This is a genomic window from Pararcticibacter amylolyticus (assembly GCF_003130405.1).
GTDB classification, from domain to species: Bacteria; Bacteroidota; Bacteroidia; order Sphingobacteriales; family Sphingobacteriaceae; genus Arcticibacter; species Arcticibacter amylolyticus.
On record NZ_QEAS01000107.1, the window covers coordinates 1 to 509 of the forward strand.

1 pseudogene is annotated in these 509 nt (G+C 45.6%); it reads left to right on the top strand.

What is annotated here, in order from left to right:
• Positions 1-366: pseudogene (locus DDR33_RS26295) on the top strand (hypothetical protein); the annotation flags it as partial.
• Positions 367-509: the final 143 nt, after the last annotated feature.

Below are 509 nucleotides of genomic sequence, written 5' to 3' on the forward strand. Positions count from 1 at the left end.
GTTAACTTCAATGGAAACGGCACCAATACGTTCATGGGATCAGTTAGTATAGGCGGTTATGATGCTCATGGATACAAGCTTTCTGTTAATGGAAACATCCGGGCTAAGGAAATAAAGGTTGAAGCGACGAACTGGCCCGATTATGTATTTACCTCCGAGCATAAGCTCTCAGACTTAAAGGAGGTAGAAAATTTCATTCAGAAGAATCAGCACTTACCAGGAATTCCATCAGCATCCGAAATACAGGAAAAGGGGCTAAACGTTGGGGAAATAAACGCAGCCCTTCTGAAGAAAATTGAAGAGCTGACCTTATATGTTATTGAGTTAAAAAAAGAGGTTGAAACTTTAAAAACTAAAAATCAATGAAAAGATCGTATTGCCTGGGGACCGCTGGCCCAGACCCCTGCTGCCCACCTTCCCCCGCAGGGGTGCACTTTTATACCTTTTTGTCGAAGGTGTCCGCACGAGGGGGCGACCGAGTGTCGAACAAGCTCACCAGCGGTCCCGTC